We start from the raw sequence: 15,491 nt of genomic DNA on the forward strand, positions 1-15,491 counted from the left end.
TAGGATGTTCTATGAGTGGTGAAAAAACCGAACAACCCACCGCCAAAAAGCTCCGCGACGCCCGAAAAAAAGGACAAGTCGCGAAGAGCCAAGAGATCGTCTCTTCGGCGTTAATTCTGGCACTCATCGCCGTGCTGTTTGCCTTTGCCGATTACTACATGTCGCACATCTCTGCCCTACTTTTGCTTCCAAGCGAGCTCGCATATCAAGGCTTTCAAGACGCATTGATCGATGTTGCCATCGCTATCGCCAAAGAGATGGCCTACCTCCTCGCGCCAATTATTTTGGTCGCCGCGCTTATCGCTATTTTTTCTAACATGGGACAGTTTGGTTTTCTTTTTAGTGGCGAGTCCATCAAGCCCGACATTAAGAAAATCAACCCTGTCGAGGGCGCAAAGCGCATCTTCTCGCTAAAAAGCGTCATTGAATTCATCAAGTCGATACTCAAGGTATCTCTGCTTTCCTGCATCATTTGGGTTACGCTGCGGGGCAACATCAACACCTTAATGCAAATTCCAACTTGTGGATTGGAATGTGTCCCTGCGGTGACGGGAGTTATGATTAAACAATTGATGATCATTTCATCGGTTGGTTTTGTCGTGATCGCTGCGGCAGATTTTGCCTACCAGAAGTTTGACCACACGAAGAAGCTCAAAATGAGCAAGGACGAAGTGAAACGTGAATACAAAGAGATGGAAGGCAGCCCGGAAATCAAAAGTAAACGCCGTCAGCTTCATCAAGAACTTCAAGCTTCTAATCAACGCGAAAACGTTAAGCGCTCCAACGTATTAGTAACGAACCCGACTCACATCGCGGTTGGTCTGTACTACAAAAAAGGCGAAACACCGTTGCCTGTCATCACTCTGATGGAAACCGATGCGATGGCTAAACGCATGATTGCAATTGCGCGAGAAGAAGGCGTGCCAGTAATGCAAAAAGTGCCATTAGCGCGTGCGCTTTATGCCGACGGAAACGTTGACCAATACATCCCAAGCGAATTAATTGAAGCCACGGCAGAAGTGCTCCGTTGGCTGGCATCATTGGAATCTGATGGTACTCAAAGATAGTTTTATTCAAAGGGCAAAGTACGTCGCTTTGTCCTTAATAAAACTCAGGTTGATTTAACATTTCTAGCACGGATACGTCTGCAGAAAGCACGTATGATTTACTTGTAAACCTAAAGCTCAGCGCGCTTTTCAATCAGAAAATCCATAAGGACGCGGATTTTCTTGGGCATGTTTTCACGTGAAGGGATATAGAGATAAAAGCCCGGAAACGGTTTACACCAATCAACAAAAACGCGCTCCAGTTTCCCTTCTTCAAGATACTTCAATACCCATAAATCAATGTGCTTGATAAGTCCCACACCCTGAATAGCAGCTTGCAACATGCTGTAATCGTCGTTGAACACCGCATTGCCTTTCGGTTCAAATATCACAGTATGTTTATCAACATCAGGAGACGTGAGTGACCAATGGTCGAGTGTACCACTTGAGGTAAAACGGTACGCGAGGCAGTTGTGATACTCTAAGTCATTCGGCGTTTCAGGTTTGCCATATCGCTTGAAGTAATCTGGAGAACCGACTATCGCGTTTGTCAGATTTGGAGTGATTGGAATCGCGACCATGTGCTCATCCAAGCTAACACCTAAACGTATTCCTGCATCCATCCCTTCCGCAACAATATTTGTCAGACCGTCATCCATGATCAGCTCTAAACGTATTTTCGGATAACGAGATAAAAACTCCCCCAAGTGCGGTTCGATAAGAAGCCGAGCGGCTGTTCTAGAAGCGCTAATACGAATGAGCCCCGCTGGCTCGATATGTAAATCATTCAGCGAATTTAGGGCTTGCTCAATATTGGTCAATGAAGGATGAAGGGTGTCGAGCAAGCGCTGCCCTTCTTCGGTCAGAGACATGTTTCGTGTCGTGCGATTTAGCAGCCTGACTTGAAGTTGTTTTTCTAGCCCTTTCACATGCTGCGACAATGCAGCCCGCGTCACTCCCATTTCGGAGGCGGCTTTCGTAAAACTACGATGGCGCGCTACATGCGCAAACCACGTTAGTGAAGATATTAGGGAAGGTTCAATAGCCATTTGTTAAGTATAACTTAACAGTCATGTGTGTAAAACGATATTTATCTAATACAGTTCGTTCACTAGTATTAACTCAAGGCTTACGCCCCACGAGACAAAACAGTGAAACGCTACAGGAGAATTTCGTTATGTCTAAAGTTACTTTCAAAAATCTAAATGGTCTGGGCATCTCTATTGCAGCGGTGATTAACGTTCCTGAAAACTTTGATGAATCTAAACCGTATCCTGCCATTGTTGTTTCTCATCCTGGTGGCGGCGTTAAAGAGCAGACAGCGGGAACCTACGCGAAAAAACTATCAGAACATGGCTTCGTGACTATCGCATTCGACGCATCGTTTCAGGGCGAAAGTACAGGTGAGCCTCGCCAATTAGAAAACCCTCACATTCGTACCGAAGATGTGAGTGCCGTTATCGATTATCTCACCACTCTTGACTACGTAGATAACGAACGCATTGGTGCAATGGGGATTTGTGCAGGTGCCGGTTACACCGCGAACGCAGCGATTAATGACCGCCGCATTAAGGCTGTCGGTACCGTCAGCATGGTTAATATCGGTCAAATGTTCCGTAATGGTTGGGATAACAGTGTAAAAGACAGCGACGCCATCCCTTACATCGAGGCGGGATCACTCGCCAGAACTTCAGACGCGAGCGGTGCTGAATTTGTCACAATCCCAATGGCACCGTTAAAAGAAGAAGACGCACCAAACGAAGAGTTACGCCAAGCGTGGGAGTATTACCACACCGATCGCGCGGCATATTGCACAGCGCCGGGCTTTGCAACCGCACGTAGTTTGAATCAAATCATCACTTACGATGCGTTTTTCAAAGCAGAAGCGTTCTTGACTCAGCCATTGCTGACCGTTGTCGGTAGCGAGGCTGGCAGCAAATGGATGAGCGATGACCTAATGGAACGAGCGGCGAGTACGGATAAACACATGCATGTCGTTGACGGCGCAAATCACATGGATCTTTATGATGGTGAAACCCCTATAGCAGAAGCGATTGGAGCTCTAGCGCCGTTTTTCCAACGCACGCTTTAACAGATTGATTTGAGATACCAGATAGTTTGGCTCTGCGATCTCGAGCCAAATTTGAAACTAGGAACAAAGATATGAACACTCAAAAAGTAACATTCAGAAACGCAGATATGGCTTGGGATATAGCGGCACTTATTCTACTACCTGAAGGTTTTGATGAATCCAAACGTTACCCAACCATGATAAGCGTTCACCCATTTGGCAGTTGCAAAGAGCAAACGTCAAGCGCGGTATACGGAAAAGCATTAGCTGAGCTTGGTTACGTGGTGATCGCCTTTGATGCGAGTTTTCAAGGTGAATCTGGAGGGTTACCTCGTTATGTTGAAGACCCAAGCCAACGCGTTGAAGACATCAGTCGCGTTATCGACTACGCAGTAACCCTGCCGTATGTCGATGAAACTCGAATTGGTGGCTTGGGAATTTGCGGTGGCGGGGCTTATGTCATCAGTGCCGCTTTAACAGAAAAACGTTTGAAAGCGGTAGTTGGCATTACGCCAGTCAATGTGGGACGCTTATTCCGTGAAGGATTCAGCTTGTACAACCCAAACGGCACGCTGGAAGCAATGGCGGCACAGCGTACCGCTGAAGCTCGCGGCGGAGAATTACAAGTCAACGAACTTCTTCCACCAAACCTAGAGTTTGCCAAAGAAAATGGCTTAACTGAGCGCGATGTGTTTGAGGCGACTGACTACTATAAAACGCCTCGCGGACAGACTGAAGGCGGAGCCACGCGCATGTTGTTTTCTCATGCTCAGAAAACCCTAAGTTGGGATGCTTTTGCCTTCACTGAAACTTTATTAACTCAACCAGTGATGACCGTGATTGGTCAAAAAGTGGGAGCGTTTGGCGCTTATCGTGATGGTCAGGAGGTTTATGGTCGAGCTGTCGCATCAAAGGATCGCCAACTAGTTGATCTAGAAAGCTGGTCTCACTATGAGTTGTATGACCATCCACAAGCAGTTGGAATGGCAATGGAGAAAGTCTCGCCCTTCTTGGATAAGCATTTGAAGTAATCTGAAATCAAGAGTGCCACCAAACCGGTCGCACTCTTACTTCTCTGTTATTCCTATTTCCCAGTTAATAGCCATAGGTCAGTGACTATGTTTCGATGGACGCTCATCGTTCTATTTATATTGTTCGTACTTTTGATGGTGGTTGCTCTCGTCGTTACTCAAATCGAAAACTCACAATACCGCAAGCACAAACAAAAGCAGCAACATCTGCAGCACTCGTTAACCGGTGAGTCTAAAACCGCAATCGTCGTTTTCTCTCGCTCAGGGAATACCGCCACTCTGTCCGAACATATTGCCAACAAAACAAATGGGCATGTTTATGAAATTTTTGCCAAAAGCTACGCGCTCGGCATTCCAGGATGGATAAGTGCGTTGAAAGATGCCAGAAGTAATGTGGCAGAGATCGTCCCACAGCATATCGACCTCTCCTCTTACGATACGGTTTATCTCGGCTCTCCTATTTGGTTATACAGTCCAGCCCCACCTATTTGGCAATTTGTGAAAGACAACGATTTAACCAACAAACGGGTCATATTGTTTAACTCGTTCAATAGTAAATTTGAACAACACTTTATTGACGAATTTGCTGCATTAGTTCGAGCCAAAGGCGCAACAAGCTTCGAGCATCAATATGTAAAACGAGGAAGAATGGGAGACCAGTTATCTACAGACGAAATGTTAGCCGCGTTTGACCATCTCACCCCCCAATCAATAAGTTCACGTTAAACATGGCACTGTTTAAGCGGCAATATAATAGGCAAAAAGGGAGCGAATACTCCCTTTTCTGTTTAGACCTCGACTCAGGCTATACATAGGAACACATTGTCTTGTATCACCTATCTAGACGTTCAAGTAACTGATTCGATAACGTCTCTACCACTGGTTTTACTTTATCCTTTTTCCAAACGAAGCAAAGAGGCAGTTGAAGTTCGAATTTGTGTAATGGCAAGAACTGTACAAGTGCCGAAGTTCGAGCAATATGCCTGCTGTTCACAATTGCAACCCCTTGCCCTGCTGCAACCAACGCGAGCATTGAGCTTTCATGATGTGCCCAATGAAGAACATTTGGCGTAAGTCCAAGAGATTTAAACTTTTGCTCTTGCCAATCATAAAAAGTGGGATAAGAAGATCTAGGAAATCGGATAAAAGGCAAAGAATTGAGTTGCTCTACAGATATACTCTCGTTGAACTTTTCTCGCCATGATGCAGGGTACGCGAATGCCATATTATCTTTGCGTAGCTCTATCGTATTGTATGAACTATCAAGATTTTTAAATAAGTAAACGAACGCACAATCCAAATTACCATTTTCAATTTGATCCAATAACTTTACGGTATTGTCCGTCACCATTTCCATCGCAATATCTGGATTTTTTTCTCGAAAGGTACTTAGATATTTAGGGACAAGCCCCTCCCAAAGTACAGACTCTACAGATCCTAACTTCAGATTCCCAATAGAACCCAATGCCACTCTCTTAACCATTTGAGTCGTATTTTCCAAATTGTTCATCATTTCGCTCATTTGGTCTCTGTAATATTCTCCAGCCAAAGTTAGTGTTAGTCTCCTAGAAGCTCTTTCAAACAACTGCACACCTAGTTCACCTTCCAACTCACTAACCTGTCTAGAGATGGCGGGTTGAGTAACATGCAGTACTTGAGACGCCTTTCTAACCCCTCCATAATTAGCAACAGCCAAAAAATATTTAATTTGTCGAAGCTCCATCACCGCCCCAATAGTTAACCAATAAGCATCAATTGATAAAGATATATCAATATTTATTATCACCAGTCCAGCGTAGTCTTCTAAAAAACACAATTTAGAAGACACAATGAACACAAGTAGTTTAAAAACTCACAAAAAAGGCAACTTCATCAAAGGAATTGGATACGGTATTGCAACTGTGAGTTGTTGGGGAGTAATGAACGTTACAACGCATGATGCACTAAGGAGTGGCTTTTTACCAAATGACCTAACGATGCTGCGTTATTGTATTGCGGGAATGATATGCCTACCTTGGGTGCTAGTTAATCACAGCAAAGAACAAGGCCTGTTACCGTGGCTGAAAGCATCTGTATTCGCGCTATTGGCTGGGCCACTGTACGGTTGGCTGGTAAATAAAGGAATGCAACTCACTCCTTTAACTTATGCGAGCGTTATGGTGCCTACGTTTACAATGTTGATTACGATTTTGTTGCTTTTCTCAATGAAGATTGACGTTAGCAAAAATCAAGTGATTGGAACCTTCGTTATTATCTTTGGGCTATATTCTCTGATCAGTAGCAATTCTAGCCCGTCACCACAAAGCCAAATGGGTGTACTTGCGTTTTTATTGGCCGGGTTTATTTGGTCTTGCTTCACCATCTTATTGAAGAAGTGGGAACTTGAACTGGTGCCAACGATTTTCATGATGAACATCGTTTCTGGAATAGTCTACGTTCCGATTTTCCTTTCCAGTGAACAATCCGAACTGTCTAGTATACCTATTGAACATTGGGCTGAGCAGATTGTAGTTCAAAGCATACTCGCTTCAATTGTCGTAGTTTTTACTTTCGCTAAGGCTGTTGAGTATCTGGGCGCATCTATTGCTTCTACGCTACCTGCGCTGATTCCTTTAGTTTCTATTTCTCTCGCTATTTGGTTCTTTGAACAATCGATTACAACCAACGAAAAAATAGCCCTAACTGTGATTTCCATAGGGTTTGTTTTATGCACACTTTGCAAGCACACAAAAAAACAAGAGAGATGAAGACATCCCCCCTTAATAACTAAAGAAGCAATGGGAAACGAGCTCATCAGTCGTAATTTCGGAAAAAGAGACGAAAAAAAGAAGCTTCAAATAGTAACGTACAGCGAATCCAACGAACTTTTTGCTGTATTTAAACAATACATGATGCCGACTATTGATGGGGCCATAGGGTGGGATGAAGACTTTCAGTTTGACGGATTTGTAGAAAACCTCAAACGAGATTGGTTCAGATGGTTAATTGTAAGAAATGAGAAAGCAGGATTGGTTTGTTTTCGTACAATAGAATCTAGAATCCATATCCACCTTTTAATCGTGTTTCATCCATTTCAACGCCAAGGGTTAGCTCGCCAATTCTTCCGCCTGATTGAATCGAAACATAAATCAAAGTGTTTGTCATTGAGCAGCTTAAAAAACAACAAGATCGCAATATATATGTACACAAAGTATGGTTTCAAAGTGATTGCTGAAGATGAACATTTCTACAGTTTTATTAAGTTTAATACGAACAGAGAAGTACCGTAATTAAAGTACTTCAGTGTCAGCACAATTCAACAAAAAGGGAGCGAATGCTCCCTTTTCCTTTAAATCCAGCCTTCGGCTAAGTACATTAGTCGTAACTGGCTTGGTGAGCCGAGTTTATCTAATGCGTCAAGCTGGGCGTCACTTAGGTTCGGGCTCTTGTCGAGATACACACGTCCGTTTGCGGCATCCAAAGGCAGCTTGTACGTCAACTTCTCGTTGATTTTGCTCGCTTCACCTTTATCCATTGCTCGGACAGCAGGCATCAGCCAATCCCAATCTTCACTTAACAGCTTTTTAAATGCACCGTTCGCCGTAGATTCCGTCTGACTTGGCATGTCTTCATCGCTCAGTTTAAGCAGTGAGTCGACATCTGGAACAAGATGTTCACTCGGGCTTGAGCCAAGCATTTGTTTGAGTGTTAAGCGTGCGGCTTCCATCTCTTGCGCTTCTTTTGGCGCTTGAGGTGAGCTCATTGACGTATCTTCTTTAGGACCAAGATACGCCATCAGTGCGCGAACTGCCGCCGGCTCTTGCATGCTAAAAGTGAAATCGCCCTTCACGTTTGAAATTTCCAAACGTGGCAGCACACCAGACATTGGCCCTTGTTTGAGTTGGTCTTGCACTTCGTTATTTAAGCCATACGCCCCAGCTTGGCCAGCAACAAAGCCCCCGCCGCTGATAATGCCAGTGGCTAAAGCAGTTCCAATGGCTTCTTTTGCTATCGGCGTAACCCCTGCCGTCGCCACGGAGCTTACACCAAACGTACCCAAACCACCTGTCGCCATGCCAAGTGTGGCACCAACTGCGCCCTCAGCCGACAACATCGCGTGACCAATGGCTAACGTTTGTTGCATTGGCATCGATAAGCGCTGATCTCTTCCCGGCAACTGCGAGATTTGTTCGAGTTGATGATGATACGCTTCGGCATCGCCATTGACGGACGCTTTATGAAGTTCACGCCCTGTGGCGACGAGTAAGCCTACGCCGGGTAACGCCAAATTGATGGCAGCGTTAACACCCGAGCCTTTCAGCTTCTCTTTTCCCATTTCCAACAACTGCGCGCCGAAACCGTCCATTTTCCCAGGATACTGGTTTTCCAAACTGACTTGCATACGCGGATCTTTGCTGATCGAATCAAACGTATTTTTGAGCTGCTGATAGGTGTCACCGTCGACTTTTACTTCATCAAGTAGGCTCACCACTTCCAAAATTTTTCGCTCGGTTAATGGTTCTCCTCGGTAGCCTGACGGACTGACTAATGAATAAGCCAAAAGTGCGGTTTCTGGTTTTTCTTCCTTAAGCAGTGCCTGCTTCAAGTCGAGGTGCGTTTTGATGTTTTCTTGGAAGAACTTAGTGTATTTTTTTCTTAATACGCCTTCGCTAACAGAAGCAAACTTGTGGCCTTTATGGAACGTAGATGGCTCTTTGACTTCGCCTCTTTTGCTGATTACTCGGTCATCTTTTTGCGCGGCAATGGCACGAAACTGTTCCAAATCGGGTACTGGGCTTTGACTGATTTTTTGCGTTGTATTCACCATAACTCCCTCCTACACACGCAGTGGTTGAACATGACTTTGTTCATGATTTGAAGTGGCTGAAAGATCTTGATCCAACATGGCAAAACGCGCTTGCCAAAGTTCGGTCTGTTCGATGATTTCGTGGAACCAAACTGTCAAGTTGGCTGAGTTAAGATGCTCGGTAGGTTGGCGACCCGCTAAGACAAGTTGTCGACTATTCGGGGCGAGCGATAACGCCAAGTTGCCGCTGCCTACTCTTTGGTAATTTGCGCGGGCTAATAGCTCTAAGCCTCTTACGCGCAACTCTCCCGATTTTTCTAAGCCGCCAAACGCAACAGAGAGCATTAAGGCGTCATCTTCTGTGGCGGTGAAGTACAGCACGAATCGATCATCAACGAGAAGCTGACAACGATTTCCATCTTCTAAAATGAGCGGTGGTAATTCATTTAAACGACAAAACTCATCGAGCAGTGGTTGAATCGTGTTCATAATCTTTCCTCTTGTTTCCGTCACTCTATTGAACACCGATTCCCATTTTGACGATGTCGCTAATGGTTTTATTTTTGTCACTTTCACCGTTTCTTTGTGATGATGGCCTCAGATACAACCTCAATTTAACTATTTGGTTTATAAATAAAAAAGAGCAACACTCAGCTGCTCTTTTCTTACGGGTTCGATTTTCATATTCGATGTTAAATCAACATACAAACCTCGATTAACCAAGTTTGTGGCTATCGAAAATCACTTCTGTTGGGGGGAACATGTTCGATACTGGCGGGCGTTGGGCATCACCGAACATGGTCGCACCAAATGCTGACGCCGCCCAAGGATCGACGATTTTTACGTCTTTATTCCATGTCGATGGGTCTTTAATGTCGCTGCCTTCTTGTCTCCCCACCAATACATAAAGGTGCGTGCCAGAATGGCCTTTTTTAAACGCCACAACTTCTACTTTTGGCTGGTTTTCTGGTGTTCCCGACATGCCTTGAATCATTTCAGCAGCGGCAGCGAAAGCAAATGTAGTACAGCAACCTGCCTTGGCATTTTGTACATACTTAGCAATGTTCTGTAATGTACTTAGCTGCGGAGCATTGCCTCTTTGAGCGGCAGCTTGAACTGCGCTGGCAGACATGGTCGCTCTTTGGTCTTGCGCGATACGTGCTTGGTTCGCGTAAAGAGCTTTTAGCCTTGGCGCGCCTTTTGTTTCATAAAACTGCGACCCTTTTTGACCAAACGTATTTAAGTCTGTACACGCAAAATCCCCCAGCTTTTGAAGGTTGTCTTTGTGCTCGTTGATCAGCGCCACGCTGGATGAGGCTTTGCTGGTTTTGGAAGACGAGGTGTCGGTTTGTGCGGCAGGCCAATGCGAACTTGGGCCAGACGACAATCTTTCAAGATTTTTCAAATTGCCGAGCGTCAGTTTATTTTCGCCATTGAGCACGTTTTGTAGCATTTGCTTCGCCACATCTTTTGGAATGCCCTGCTTGGTGAGCAGATTCACCACAATGTCTTTCGCTTTGTTCTGATGGCTAATACGAGCGCTCACGCTTTTGTTTTTTGGCGCACCTTCTTTTACGAAAATGTCTTTGCCGTTGTGTGCTCGAATCTCTTTATCGTCCGCTTGATTCTGTGTCGCCAAATGTGACGTCAGCTGGCTCAACGACTGCATGTGTGACGTATTGATATTAACCATGTAAAAAACCTTAAACTTGAATAAACGGGTGTGAGCCAGTTTGTTGGCTAAAATCGACAACCGTGTTGTTTTGGAACAGTTGCACCCAAGTGTCACTCAACTCATTCAACTGACTGATCACGTTGGCTAATTGGCTGATCTCGGTGTCTGCCGTGATGGCGATTTGAAGCAGAATATCTTTGGTGGTTGGGTTGATGCAAAACTGCACTCCGCCCGTTTCGCGATACAAAAAGTTGTATTCCAGCAGCACTTGGAGCTTGTCGGCGGTGAGAATATCTTTCTCTACCACTAGACTTTTTGAGACAAGCACCTCGTTCTTCTCTTGCACAAATTGCACATCGATAGCGTTATCTTCGCTGAAACAGAGCGACCACATTTGATGCTCAAACTCTGTAACACGCTCAAGGTTGAGTGAATCCCCTAGCTCTGCGAGAAGAATATTGATCTTTCCGGTATCCATGTTGTTTCCTGTTAAATTCGATGACGGCTTATTGAATTAAGCGCATAAAGATGAAGGACATTTTAGGGTGAGCTTTGAAGTTGGACTTTATTTAAACGTCCGAATTTTATTGCTATTGGCCGTTTTAAAAGTCGATGAGATTGAATCGCATGAACAGCGGCAACAAAAAGAGCGGCGCTCGCCGCTCTTACCAACATACAAATACCAACACCGAAAATCACTGAGTTATTTGATACCGTGAAGGCTATTTTCGGCATTCATCGCCAGAGGATTGAACGAGTCATTACGCAGTTCAGCGATGGCATAAAGCATGCGCCCCATGCGTCCGTTGCCATCGGTAAAGCCATGATAACCAATCACACCAGCAAACAAATGTTTACCGAGGTCTTTGTCCGCAACTGGATTCTCTTTCAAAAAGCCTTCGATGTGTTGCTTCAACATGCCTTCCCCACCAATACTAGATGGTAATGTGCCACCAGAGATATTTGGCCCACGGTAATCGCGTTCTACATTTGGTACCAAACGAGCATGCAACTCTTTTAGGTTGTCCATATTCAGCAAGTCTTTACCGTTGGTCGCGTACTCTTTCAATAATGACGTGATGTTTTCCGCATCGTTCCCTTTTGAGTTTGAAGCGTTGATGATCCAAGCCGCTGCGCGTTCAACATTGTTCGTCACGCCAACTTTATTGAAAGCGTCTTCAGGAAGACCTTCTGCATACACACCTTGGTTTAAATCCGTACTTGCGAGCCCTTCAATATGTCGCTGCGCTGCTTTTAGGTGCATCACCTCCATATCAAAGACAGCTTGCATTTGGTTGATGCGTACTTCTGGATTTTTCTGAGCAGCCGCCACGCCACCGCCGTAATCTTTCACCACACGCACCGCGAGCGACTTAACGGCATCATCACCAATCAGCGCTTTGAGTTTCTTGCCAGAATCCGTCTCTAACATCACTTCTGTCATGGCTCGTTCGGCAAGTTGGCTCAGCTCAGCAGCGTGAGACTTCACCATTTTGCTGTCCAACTTCGCAAACGCATTCAGAACATCTGAAGGCGTTTTGAGGTTCGCGTCTTTAAACAACATCTGCCCATGCTCGACAGAAGACGATGTTTGCAAACGCTGAGCTTGTCCCTGTTCGTTCTCAAACACTGCTTTTGTGATCGCTTTTGCCACAGACTGCGTGCTGCCTTCACGAAATAATTTCCCAGTAGCTTCAAAGAAGCGCGCGACTGCACCACTTGTAGGGTTTGCGCGTGTAAACTCTTGAGTAGCAGCATTGATCGTATATTCCTTACCACCAATGCTGAGTTTGCCTTCATTTAGAATCTCATTACGAGCTTGTGGCATCGCCGCTTGCAATGCACTCACATTTCCAAAACTGATCATGATTTACACCCTTAATGTAGAGAATTGGTTAGCATCCATCACTGGCGCGCTTGTCTCGTCACTGATTGTTGAGTTGGTCGTGCTTTTTAACCACTCAATGAAATTGCCGAGAGATTCATCCAAAATCGCTGCATCCAACCATTGCTGACTTAGATGAACAAAGCCAACAAAACCGACTTCCTCGTCCCAGTAAACGGCTGGTGAGCCTTGAGTGAGCGACGCTTTCATGTATTGCAGCATCACGTCATGTTCTGGTTTGTCGCCAGAAATCAAGCCAATGAGCGTCAGGCGATCATCCTCAGCACGCATAGTGATTGCCGTGTCTTGGTCAATCAAAAGATGACAGCAATCGTCGCCATCAAAAACCAGTTGTTCTATTTGGCAACGGTGAGCAAAATCCGTCATCAAAGCGGTAATAAATCCATTAGCCATTTGAATGAATAATCCTATTGTGCTTGTTACGAATTCGGCGGACGAGTCATGAAAACAGAGTGACTCAGGCCGTTTTGATGCTGTTATTTTTCATCATTCGGCGCGATTAATATGCTAAAGATGGTCGGATTTTTTTCGTTTTAAGACGTTTGAAAACAACAAAGCTCAGCAATGTGCTGAGCTTTGTGTTCGATTGATTTGGCGATGATGCCCTACTCTGGTGACGTCATTTTCCGCTCACTGAGTTGTTTCACCATCGCTTGCTTTAACGCCTGAATCTGTCCATCGATACTGGCGTCAATGATGCCGACTTCGGTTTCCAGTATGCAGCCACCGTTTTTGAGGCGCGCATCGGCAACCACATCGACATAACCCACTTCAGGAAAATCACTCAAAACGCCAGCAACTTTCTCTCTCACGTCAACCACTTGCTCAGGATGAACGTGTAAGATCACTTGCTTTTGATTACTCACCAATTGCAGCGCTTCTCTGACCACGCTGATCGTGGTGTCAACGTCATCAAATGTGTCGATGATTTTACGCACCGCGTCTAAGACGACGTTCGTCATTTTGTGCTCAACTTGCAGGTAATATTCATTGCAGCGAGCCAAAGTAGCGACCATCGCTTGCGCATTTTCTATTTTCGCCTGCTCCAAACCATCTTGATAGCCGCGCTGCTTTTCGGTTTCATACGCTTGCTGCGCTTTAGCAATGATGCTGTCGGCTTTCGAATTCGCCGCTTCAACCAAATGTTGCGAATCGAGATAACTAACGTAATCCTTGGCTTTGAGCACCTTTAAACCTGGCGCTAACTGCAAGTTGTCGGTTTTTATTTCAACAAATGAAACCATTGGGGAATAACCTGTTTTGCGATTTTTTTGGTGAGTCGGTACGCGAGATCACGCTGCTCTTCAACGAGCCAAGAGGTGTTTTCTTTCACTTGGCTAAGTGATTGATCGAGCTTGAACTGCCAACGGAGCAAAATATCGTGAGAAGAGCTCGCTAAGATAAACTTCATCCATGCGTAGCCCTGTTTGAGCATATGACGTTCAACTTCGTCTTCTTTCATCATGTCTGGTAGCGCTTTTTGCCAACCTTTCGGCCATTGTGACAACAACATCGGCCCTTGCTGAATAAGAAAACGGGCGATATCCAAACCAAACACGTTGTTCAAACACTGCTTGGGCTTTTTAAGTACCACTTGGCGCATCGCAAAACTGTGCAACGCCCCGCCAATGGTGAGCATTAACGTACTGAGCGCATCAGGAGGAAGCAGAGCCAAGCTATGGTGTGGCTTGTTAAAAGCCGTTTCTGGAACAGGCGCAAGCGCCCACTCTTCTAGACACCAAAGGTTGAAGTTTGGGTTATCTCGCCAGCCATCCAGATTAAGAAGCCAAGGCTGTTTTGGCACGATCCAGTTTTGCTCTAGGTACTGGCATGGGCAGTAGTTGAACTGATGCAGTACCTGAGCCATCGGTGTTTCAGGTTTAACCACGCTTTGCGCTCCTGCGGCACCACGTGAACGTCGCGACATTCGAGCCAATCAATAGCAGTACCATAAACACTAAAATCCCGATGAGATGGTTCGCCGTTTCTTTGGTAACTTGCACCGACAAAATACTTTTAAATTGGTTGCTTTGAGTCGTCACTCGCACTTCCGAAGATGGCACCATCACGACGCTAATGCGGTCGTAATTCAGCCCTTCAATACTGTTGTTCACCAACAATTTGATTTGAGGCACGTAAGAGTCCAATGCCACATCGGCAGCATGTTTAATAAACACCGATGCCGAAGCAGGAGTCGGACGCTCGCCTGGGCGAAGATCTTGATCTTCAAGTACCACGTGGACTCGCGCCACCAGCACACCATCAATTTGCGATAGCGTTGATGACAATTCTTGCGATTTTGCGTAAACCAAACGCGCTCTTTCCGCCAATGGCGAGGAGATTAAATCGTCTTTTGGAAACACTTCTTTTAACGTCGAGAACTGCTCTCGTGGGTAGCCTTTGCGTTTTAATGCATCAACGGCGAACGCGATTTGCGAGCTATCGACCATCAATTTTACTTTGTTGTCTTTGTCCGGTTCTTTGGTCGCCACCACGCCTTCCGATAACAAGATCGACAGCATTTCGTTGCCTTCTTTTTGGCTCACATTGGTGTAAAGCTCGGTTTGGCAACCCACCAAAAACAGCGCCAATACAAGGCAAAGCGCGCGCATTTTATTCTTCATCATTACTGCGCCTTCAAAAGCGTTTCGACATTCTGTGTGGTTTTACCCACGGTTTTCGCGATCAACTCTTCTTGAAACGTGATTCGCGTTAACGCCCACTGCATTTGCAACAGTTGCGCTGGATCGTCACCGACCATTTTCATGCTGTCTTGTAGACTGCTTTTTGCATTGTCGATGGTGTTTTTTAGTTCGCTGATGTTTTCTAGCAAACCGCCTTCTAAACCGTTGTTCCCCTCCGGAATAGACATGGCTTGTTCAAAACGCTCACTCAGCCCGTCTTCGACTTGAGCATCTTGCAACTTCTCAAGGTTGGTTTGCATCACCTCGGTGTACTGTGTATTGATCATGTGTA

Annotated in this window: 18 protein-coding genes; 6 read left to right on the forward strand and 12 right to left on the reverse strand. The window is 45.4% G+C overall.

Going from position 1 to position 15,491, the window contains the following annotated elements; all coding sequences use genetic code 11:
* The first annotated feature begins 11 nt into the window (after positions 1 to 11).
* Positions 12 to 1,067: a SctU family type III secretion system export apparatus subunit VscU gene (gene vscU, locus DYB02_RS09460; protein ID WP_017448968.1), complete on the forward strand. Its 1,056-nt coding sequence runs from the start codon at positions 12 to 14 to the stop codon at positions 1,065 to 1,067.
* Positions 1,068 to 1,177: 110 nt separating this feature from the next.
* On the opposite strand, the gene DYB02_RS09465 is transcribed toward vscU, so the two are convergent.
* Positions 1,178 to 2,095, reverse strand: a complete 918-nt coding sequence (locus DYB02_RS09465; protein ID WP_025605359.1) for a LysR family transcriptional regulator — start codon at positions 2,093 to 2,095, stop codon at positions 1,178 to 1,180.
* A 128-nt stretch (positions 2,096 to 2,223) separates the two neighbouring features.
* Between DYB02_RS09465 and DYB02_RS09470 the strand changes: the two genes are divergently transcribed.
* The 3 genes from DYB02_RS09470 to DYB02_RS09480 all read left to right on the forward strand — a co-directional run bounded on the left by DYB02_RS09470 (position 2,224) and on the right by DYB02_RS09480 (position 4,874).
* Entirely contained in the window at positions 2,224 to 3,138 is a 915-nt protein-coding gene (locus DYB02_RS09470) for an alpha/beta hydrolase (RefSeq protein ID WP_025605357.1), read from the forward strand.
* Positions 3,139 to 3,209: 71 nt separating this feature from the next.
* Positions 3,210 to 4,148 (forward strand): alpha/beta hydrolase, encoded by a 939-nt coding sequence (locus DYB02_RS09475; protein WP_025605355.1) that lies wholly within the window; start codon positions 3,210 to 3,212, stop codon positions 4,146 to 4,148.
* An 87-nt stretch (positions 4,149 to 4,235) separates the two neighbouring features.
* Positions 4,236 to 4,874, forward strand: coding sequence for a flavodoxin family protein (locus DYB02_RS09480; protein ID WP_023584202.1), 639 nt, complete (start codon positions 4,236 to 4,238; stop codon positions 4,872 to 4,874).
* A gap of 106 nt (positions 4,875 to 4,980) precedes the next feature.
* Here the strand turns inward: DYB02_RS09480 and DYB02_RS09485 are convergent, their stop codons facing one another.
* A complete protein-coding gene (locus tag DYB02_RS09485) occupies positions 4,981 to 5,976 on the reverse strand; it encodes a LysR family transcriptional regulator (RefSeq protein WP_123766437.1) in 996 nt (331 codons plus the stop codon).
* 1 nt (position 5,977) lies between these two features.
* On the opposite strand from DYB02_RS09485, the gene DYB02_RS09490 reads away from it, so the two are divergent.
* On the forward strand, positions 5,978 to 6,895 hold the full coding sequence (locus tag DYB02_RS09490; protein ID WP_021453256.1) for a DMT family transporter: 918 nt from the start codon (positions 5,978 to 5,980) through the stop codon (positions 6,893 to 6,895).
* A 30-nt stretch (positions 6,896 to 6,925) separates the two neighbouring features.
* Complete coding sequence (locus tag DYB02_RS09495; protein ID WP_025556889.1) at positions 6,926 to 7,417, forward strand: GNAT family N-acetyltransferase; 492 nt, start codon at positions 6,926 to 6,928, stop codon at positions 7,415 to 7,417.
* 59 nt (positions 7,418 to 7,476) lie between these two features.
* Here the strand turns inward: DYB02_RS09495 and vopQ are convergent, their stop codons facing one another.
* From vopQ to vscI, 10 genes are all read right to left on the reverse strand, one after another.
* A complete protein-coding gene (gene vopQ / locus DYB02_RS09500) occupies positions 7,477 to 8,955 on the reverse strand; it encodes a type III secretion system effector VopQ (RefSeq protein WP_017448963.1) in 1,479 nt (492 codons plus the stop codon).
* Between the two features lie 9 nt (positions 8,956 to 8,964).
* Positions 8,965 to 9,423, reverse strand: a complete 459-nt coding sequence (gene vecA / locus DYB02_RS09505; RefSeq protein WP_029804579.1) for a CesT family type III secretion system chaperone VecA — start codon at positions 9,421 to 9,423, stop codon at positions 8,965 to 8,967.
* Positions 9,424 to 9,649: 226 nt separating this feature from the next.
* Positions 9,650 to 10,627: a type III secretion system effector VopR gene (gene vopR / locus DYB02_RS09515; protein ID WP_005464656.1), complete on the reverse strand. Its 978-nt coding sequence runs from the start codon at positions 10,625 to 10,627 to the stop codon at positions 9,650 to 9,652.
* Positions 10,628 to 10,637: 10 nt separating this feature from the next.
* Entirely contained in the window at positions 10,638 to 11,087 is a 450-nt protein-coding gene (locus DYB02_RS09520; protein ID WP_005464342.1) for a type III secretion system chaperone, read from the reverse strand.
* A gap of 225 nt (positions 11,088 to 11,312) precedes the next feature.
* Positions 11,313 to 12,476, reverse strand: a complete 1,164-nt coding sequence (vopS, locus tag DYB02_RS09530) for a T3SS effector adenosine monophosphate-protein transferase VopS (RefSeq protein WP_041955100.1) — start codon at positions 12,474 to 12,476, stop codon at positions 11,313 to 11,315.
* Positions 12,477 to 12,479: 3 nt separating this feature from the next.
* Entirely contained in the window at positions 12,480 to 12,908 is a 429-nt protein-coding gene (locus tag DYB02_RS09535) for a CesT family type III secretion system chaperone (RefSeq protein ID WP_029804327.1), read from the reverse strand.
* Positions 12,909 to 13,120: 212 nt separating this feature from the next.
* On the reverse strand, positions 13,121 to 13,759 hold the full coding sequence (gene vscL, locus DYB02_RS09540) for a SctL family type III secretion system stator protein VscL (protein ID WP_005464499.1): 639 nt from the start codon (positions 13,757 to 13,759) through the stop codon (positions 13,121 to 13,123).
* Entirely contained in the window at positions 13,738 to 14,403 is a 666-nt protein-coding gene (gene vscK, locus DYB02_RS09545) for a SctK family type III secretion system sorting platform protein VscK (protein ID WP_021448596.1), read from the reverse strand. Before vscK ends, vscL begins: the two co-directional genes overlap by 22 nt.
* Positions 14,396 to 15,142 carry a SctJ family type III secretion inner membrane ring lipoprotein Vsc gene (gene vscJ, locus DYB02_RS09550; RefSeq protein ID WP_005500485.1) on the reverse strand — a complete coding sequence of 249 codons (747 nt, stop codon included), beginning with the start codon at positions 15,140 to 15,142 and terminating at the stop codon, positions 14,396 to 14,398. The genes vscK and vscJ overlap by 8 nt, the downstream gene beginning before the upstream one ends.
* Positions 15,142 to 15,486: a SctI family type III secretion system inner rod subunit VscI gene (vscI, locus tag DYB02_RS09555; protein WP_005464519.1), complete on the reverse strand. Its 345-nt coding sequence runs from the start codon at positions 15,484 to 15,486 to the stop codon at positions 15,142 to 15,144. The genes vscJ and vscI overlap by 1 nt, the downstream gene beginning before the upstream one ends.
* Positions 15,487 to 15,491: the final 5 nt, after the last annotated feature.

It is taken from the genome of Vibrio parahaemolyticus, from assembly GCF_900460535.1.
GTDB classification, from domain to species: Bacteria; Pseudomonadota; Gammaproteobacteria; order Enterobacterales; family Vibrionaceae; genus Vibrio; species Vibrio parahaemolyticus.

What these genes read in the sequence shown, in the direction of transcription:
- vopQ (WP_017448963.1), bottom strand. Translation starts at nt 8,955, where the DNA reads ATGGTGAATACAACGCAAAAAATCAGTCAAAGCCCAGTACCCGATTTG.
- vscL (WP_005464499.1), bottom strand. Translation starts at nt 13,759, where the DNA reads ATGGTTTCATTTGTTGAAATAAAAACCGACAACTTGCAGTTAGCGCCA.
- DYB02_RS09535 (WP_029804327.1), bottom strand. Translation starts at nt 12,908, where the DNA reads ATGGCTAATGGATTTATTACCGCTTTGATGACGGATTTTGCTCACCGT.
- vopS (WP_041955100.1), bottom strand. Translation starts at nt 12,476, where the DNA reads ATGATCAGTTTTGGAAATGTGAGTGCATTGCAAGCGGCGATGCCACAA.
- vscU (WP_017448968.1), top strand. Translation starts at nt 12, where the DNA reads ATGAGTGGTGAAAAAACCGAACAACCCACCGCCAAAAAGCTCCGCGAC.
- DYB02_RS09480 (WP_023584202.1), top strand. Translation starts at nt 4,236, where the DNA reads ATGTTTCGATGGACGCTCATCGTTCTATTTATATTGTTCGTACTTTTG.
- vscJ (WP_005500485.1), bottom strand. Translation starts at nt 15,142, where the DNA reads ATGATGAAGAATAAAATGCGCGCGCTTTGCCTTGTATTGGCGCTGTTT.
- DYB02_RS09490 (WP_021453256.1), top strand. Translation starts at nt 5,978, where the DNA reads ATGAACACAAGTAGTTTAAAAACTCACAAAAAAGGCAACTTCATCAAA.
- DYB02_RS09495 (WP_025556889.1), top strand. Translation starts at nt 6,926, where the DNA reads ATGGGAAACGAGCTCATCAGTCGTAATTTCGGAAAAAGAGACGAAAAA.
- vscI (WP_005464519.1), bottom strand. Translation starts at nt 15,486, where the DNA reads ATGATCAATACACAGTACACCGAGGTGATGCAAACCAACCTTGAGAAG.
- DYB02_RS09520 (WP_005464342.1), bottom strand. Translation starts at nt 11,087, where the DNA reads ATGGATACCGGAAAGATCAATATTCTTCTCGCAGAGCTAGGGGATTCA.
- DYB02_RS09465 (WP_025605359.1), bottom strand. Translation starts at nt 2,095, where the DNA reads ATGGCTATTGAACCTTCCCTAATATCTTCACTAACGTGGTTTGCGCAT.
- DYB02_RS09475 (WP_025605355.1), top strand. Translation starts at nt 3,210, where the DNA reads ATGAACACTCAAAAAGTAACATTCAGAAACGCAGATATGGCTTGGGAT.
- vopR (WP_005464656.1), bottom strand. Translation starts at nt 10,627, where the DNA reads ATGGTTAATATCAATACGTCACACATGCAGTCGTTGAGCCAGCTGACG.
- DYB02_RS09470 (WP_025605357.1), top strand. Translation starts at nt 2,224, where the DNA reads ATGTCTAAAGTTACTTTCAAAAATCTAAATGGTCTGGGCATCTCTATT.
- vecA (WP_029804579.1), bottom strand. Translation starts at nt 9,423, where the DNA reads ATGAACACGATTCAACCACTGCTCGATGAGTTTTGTCGTTTAAATGAA.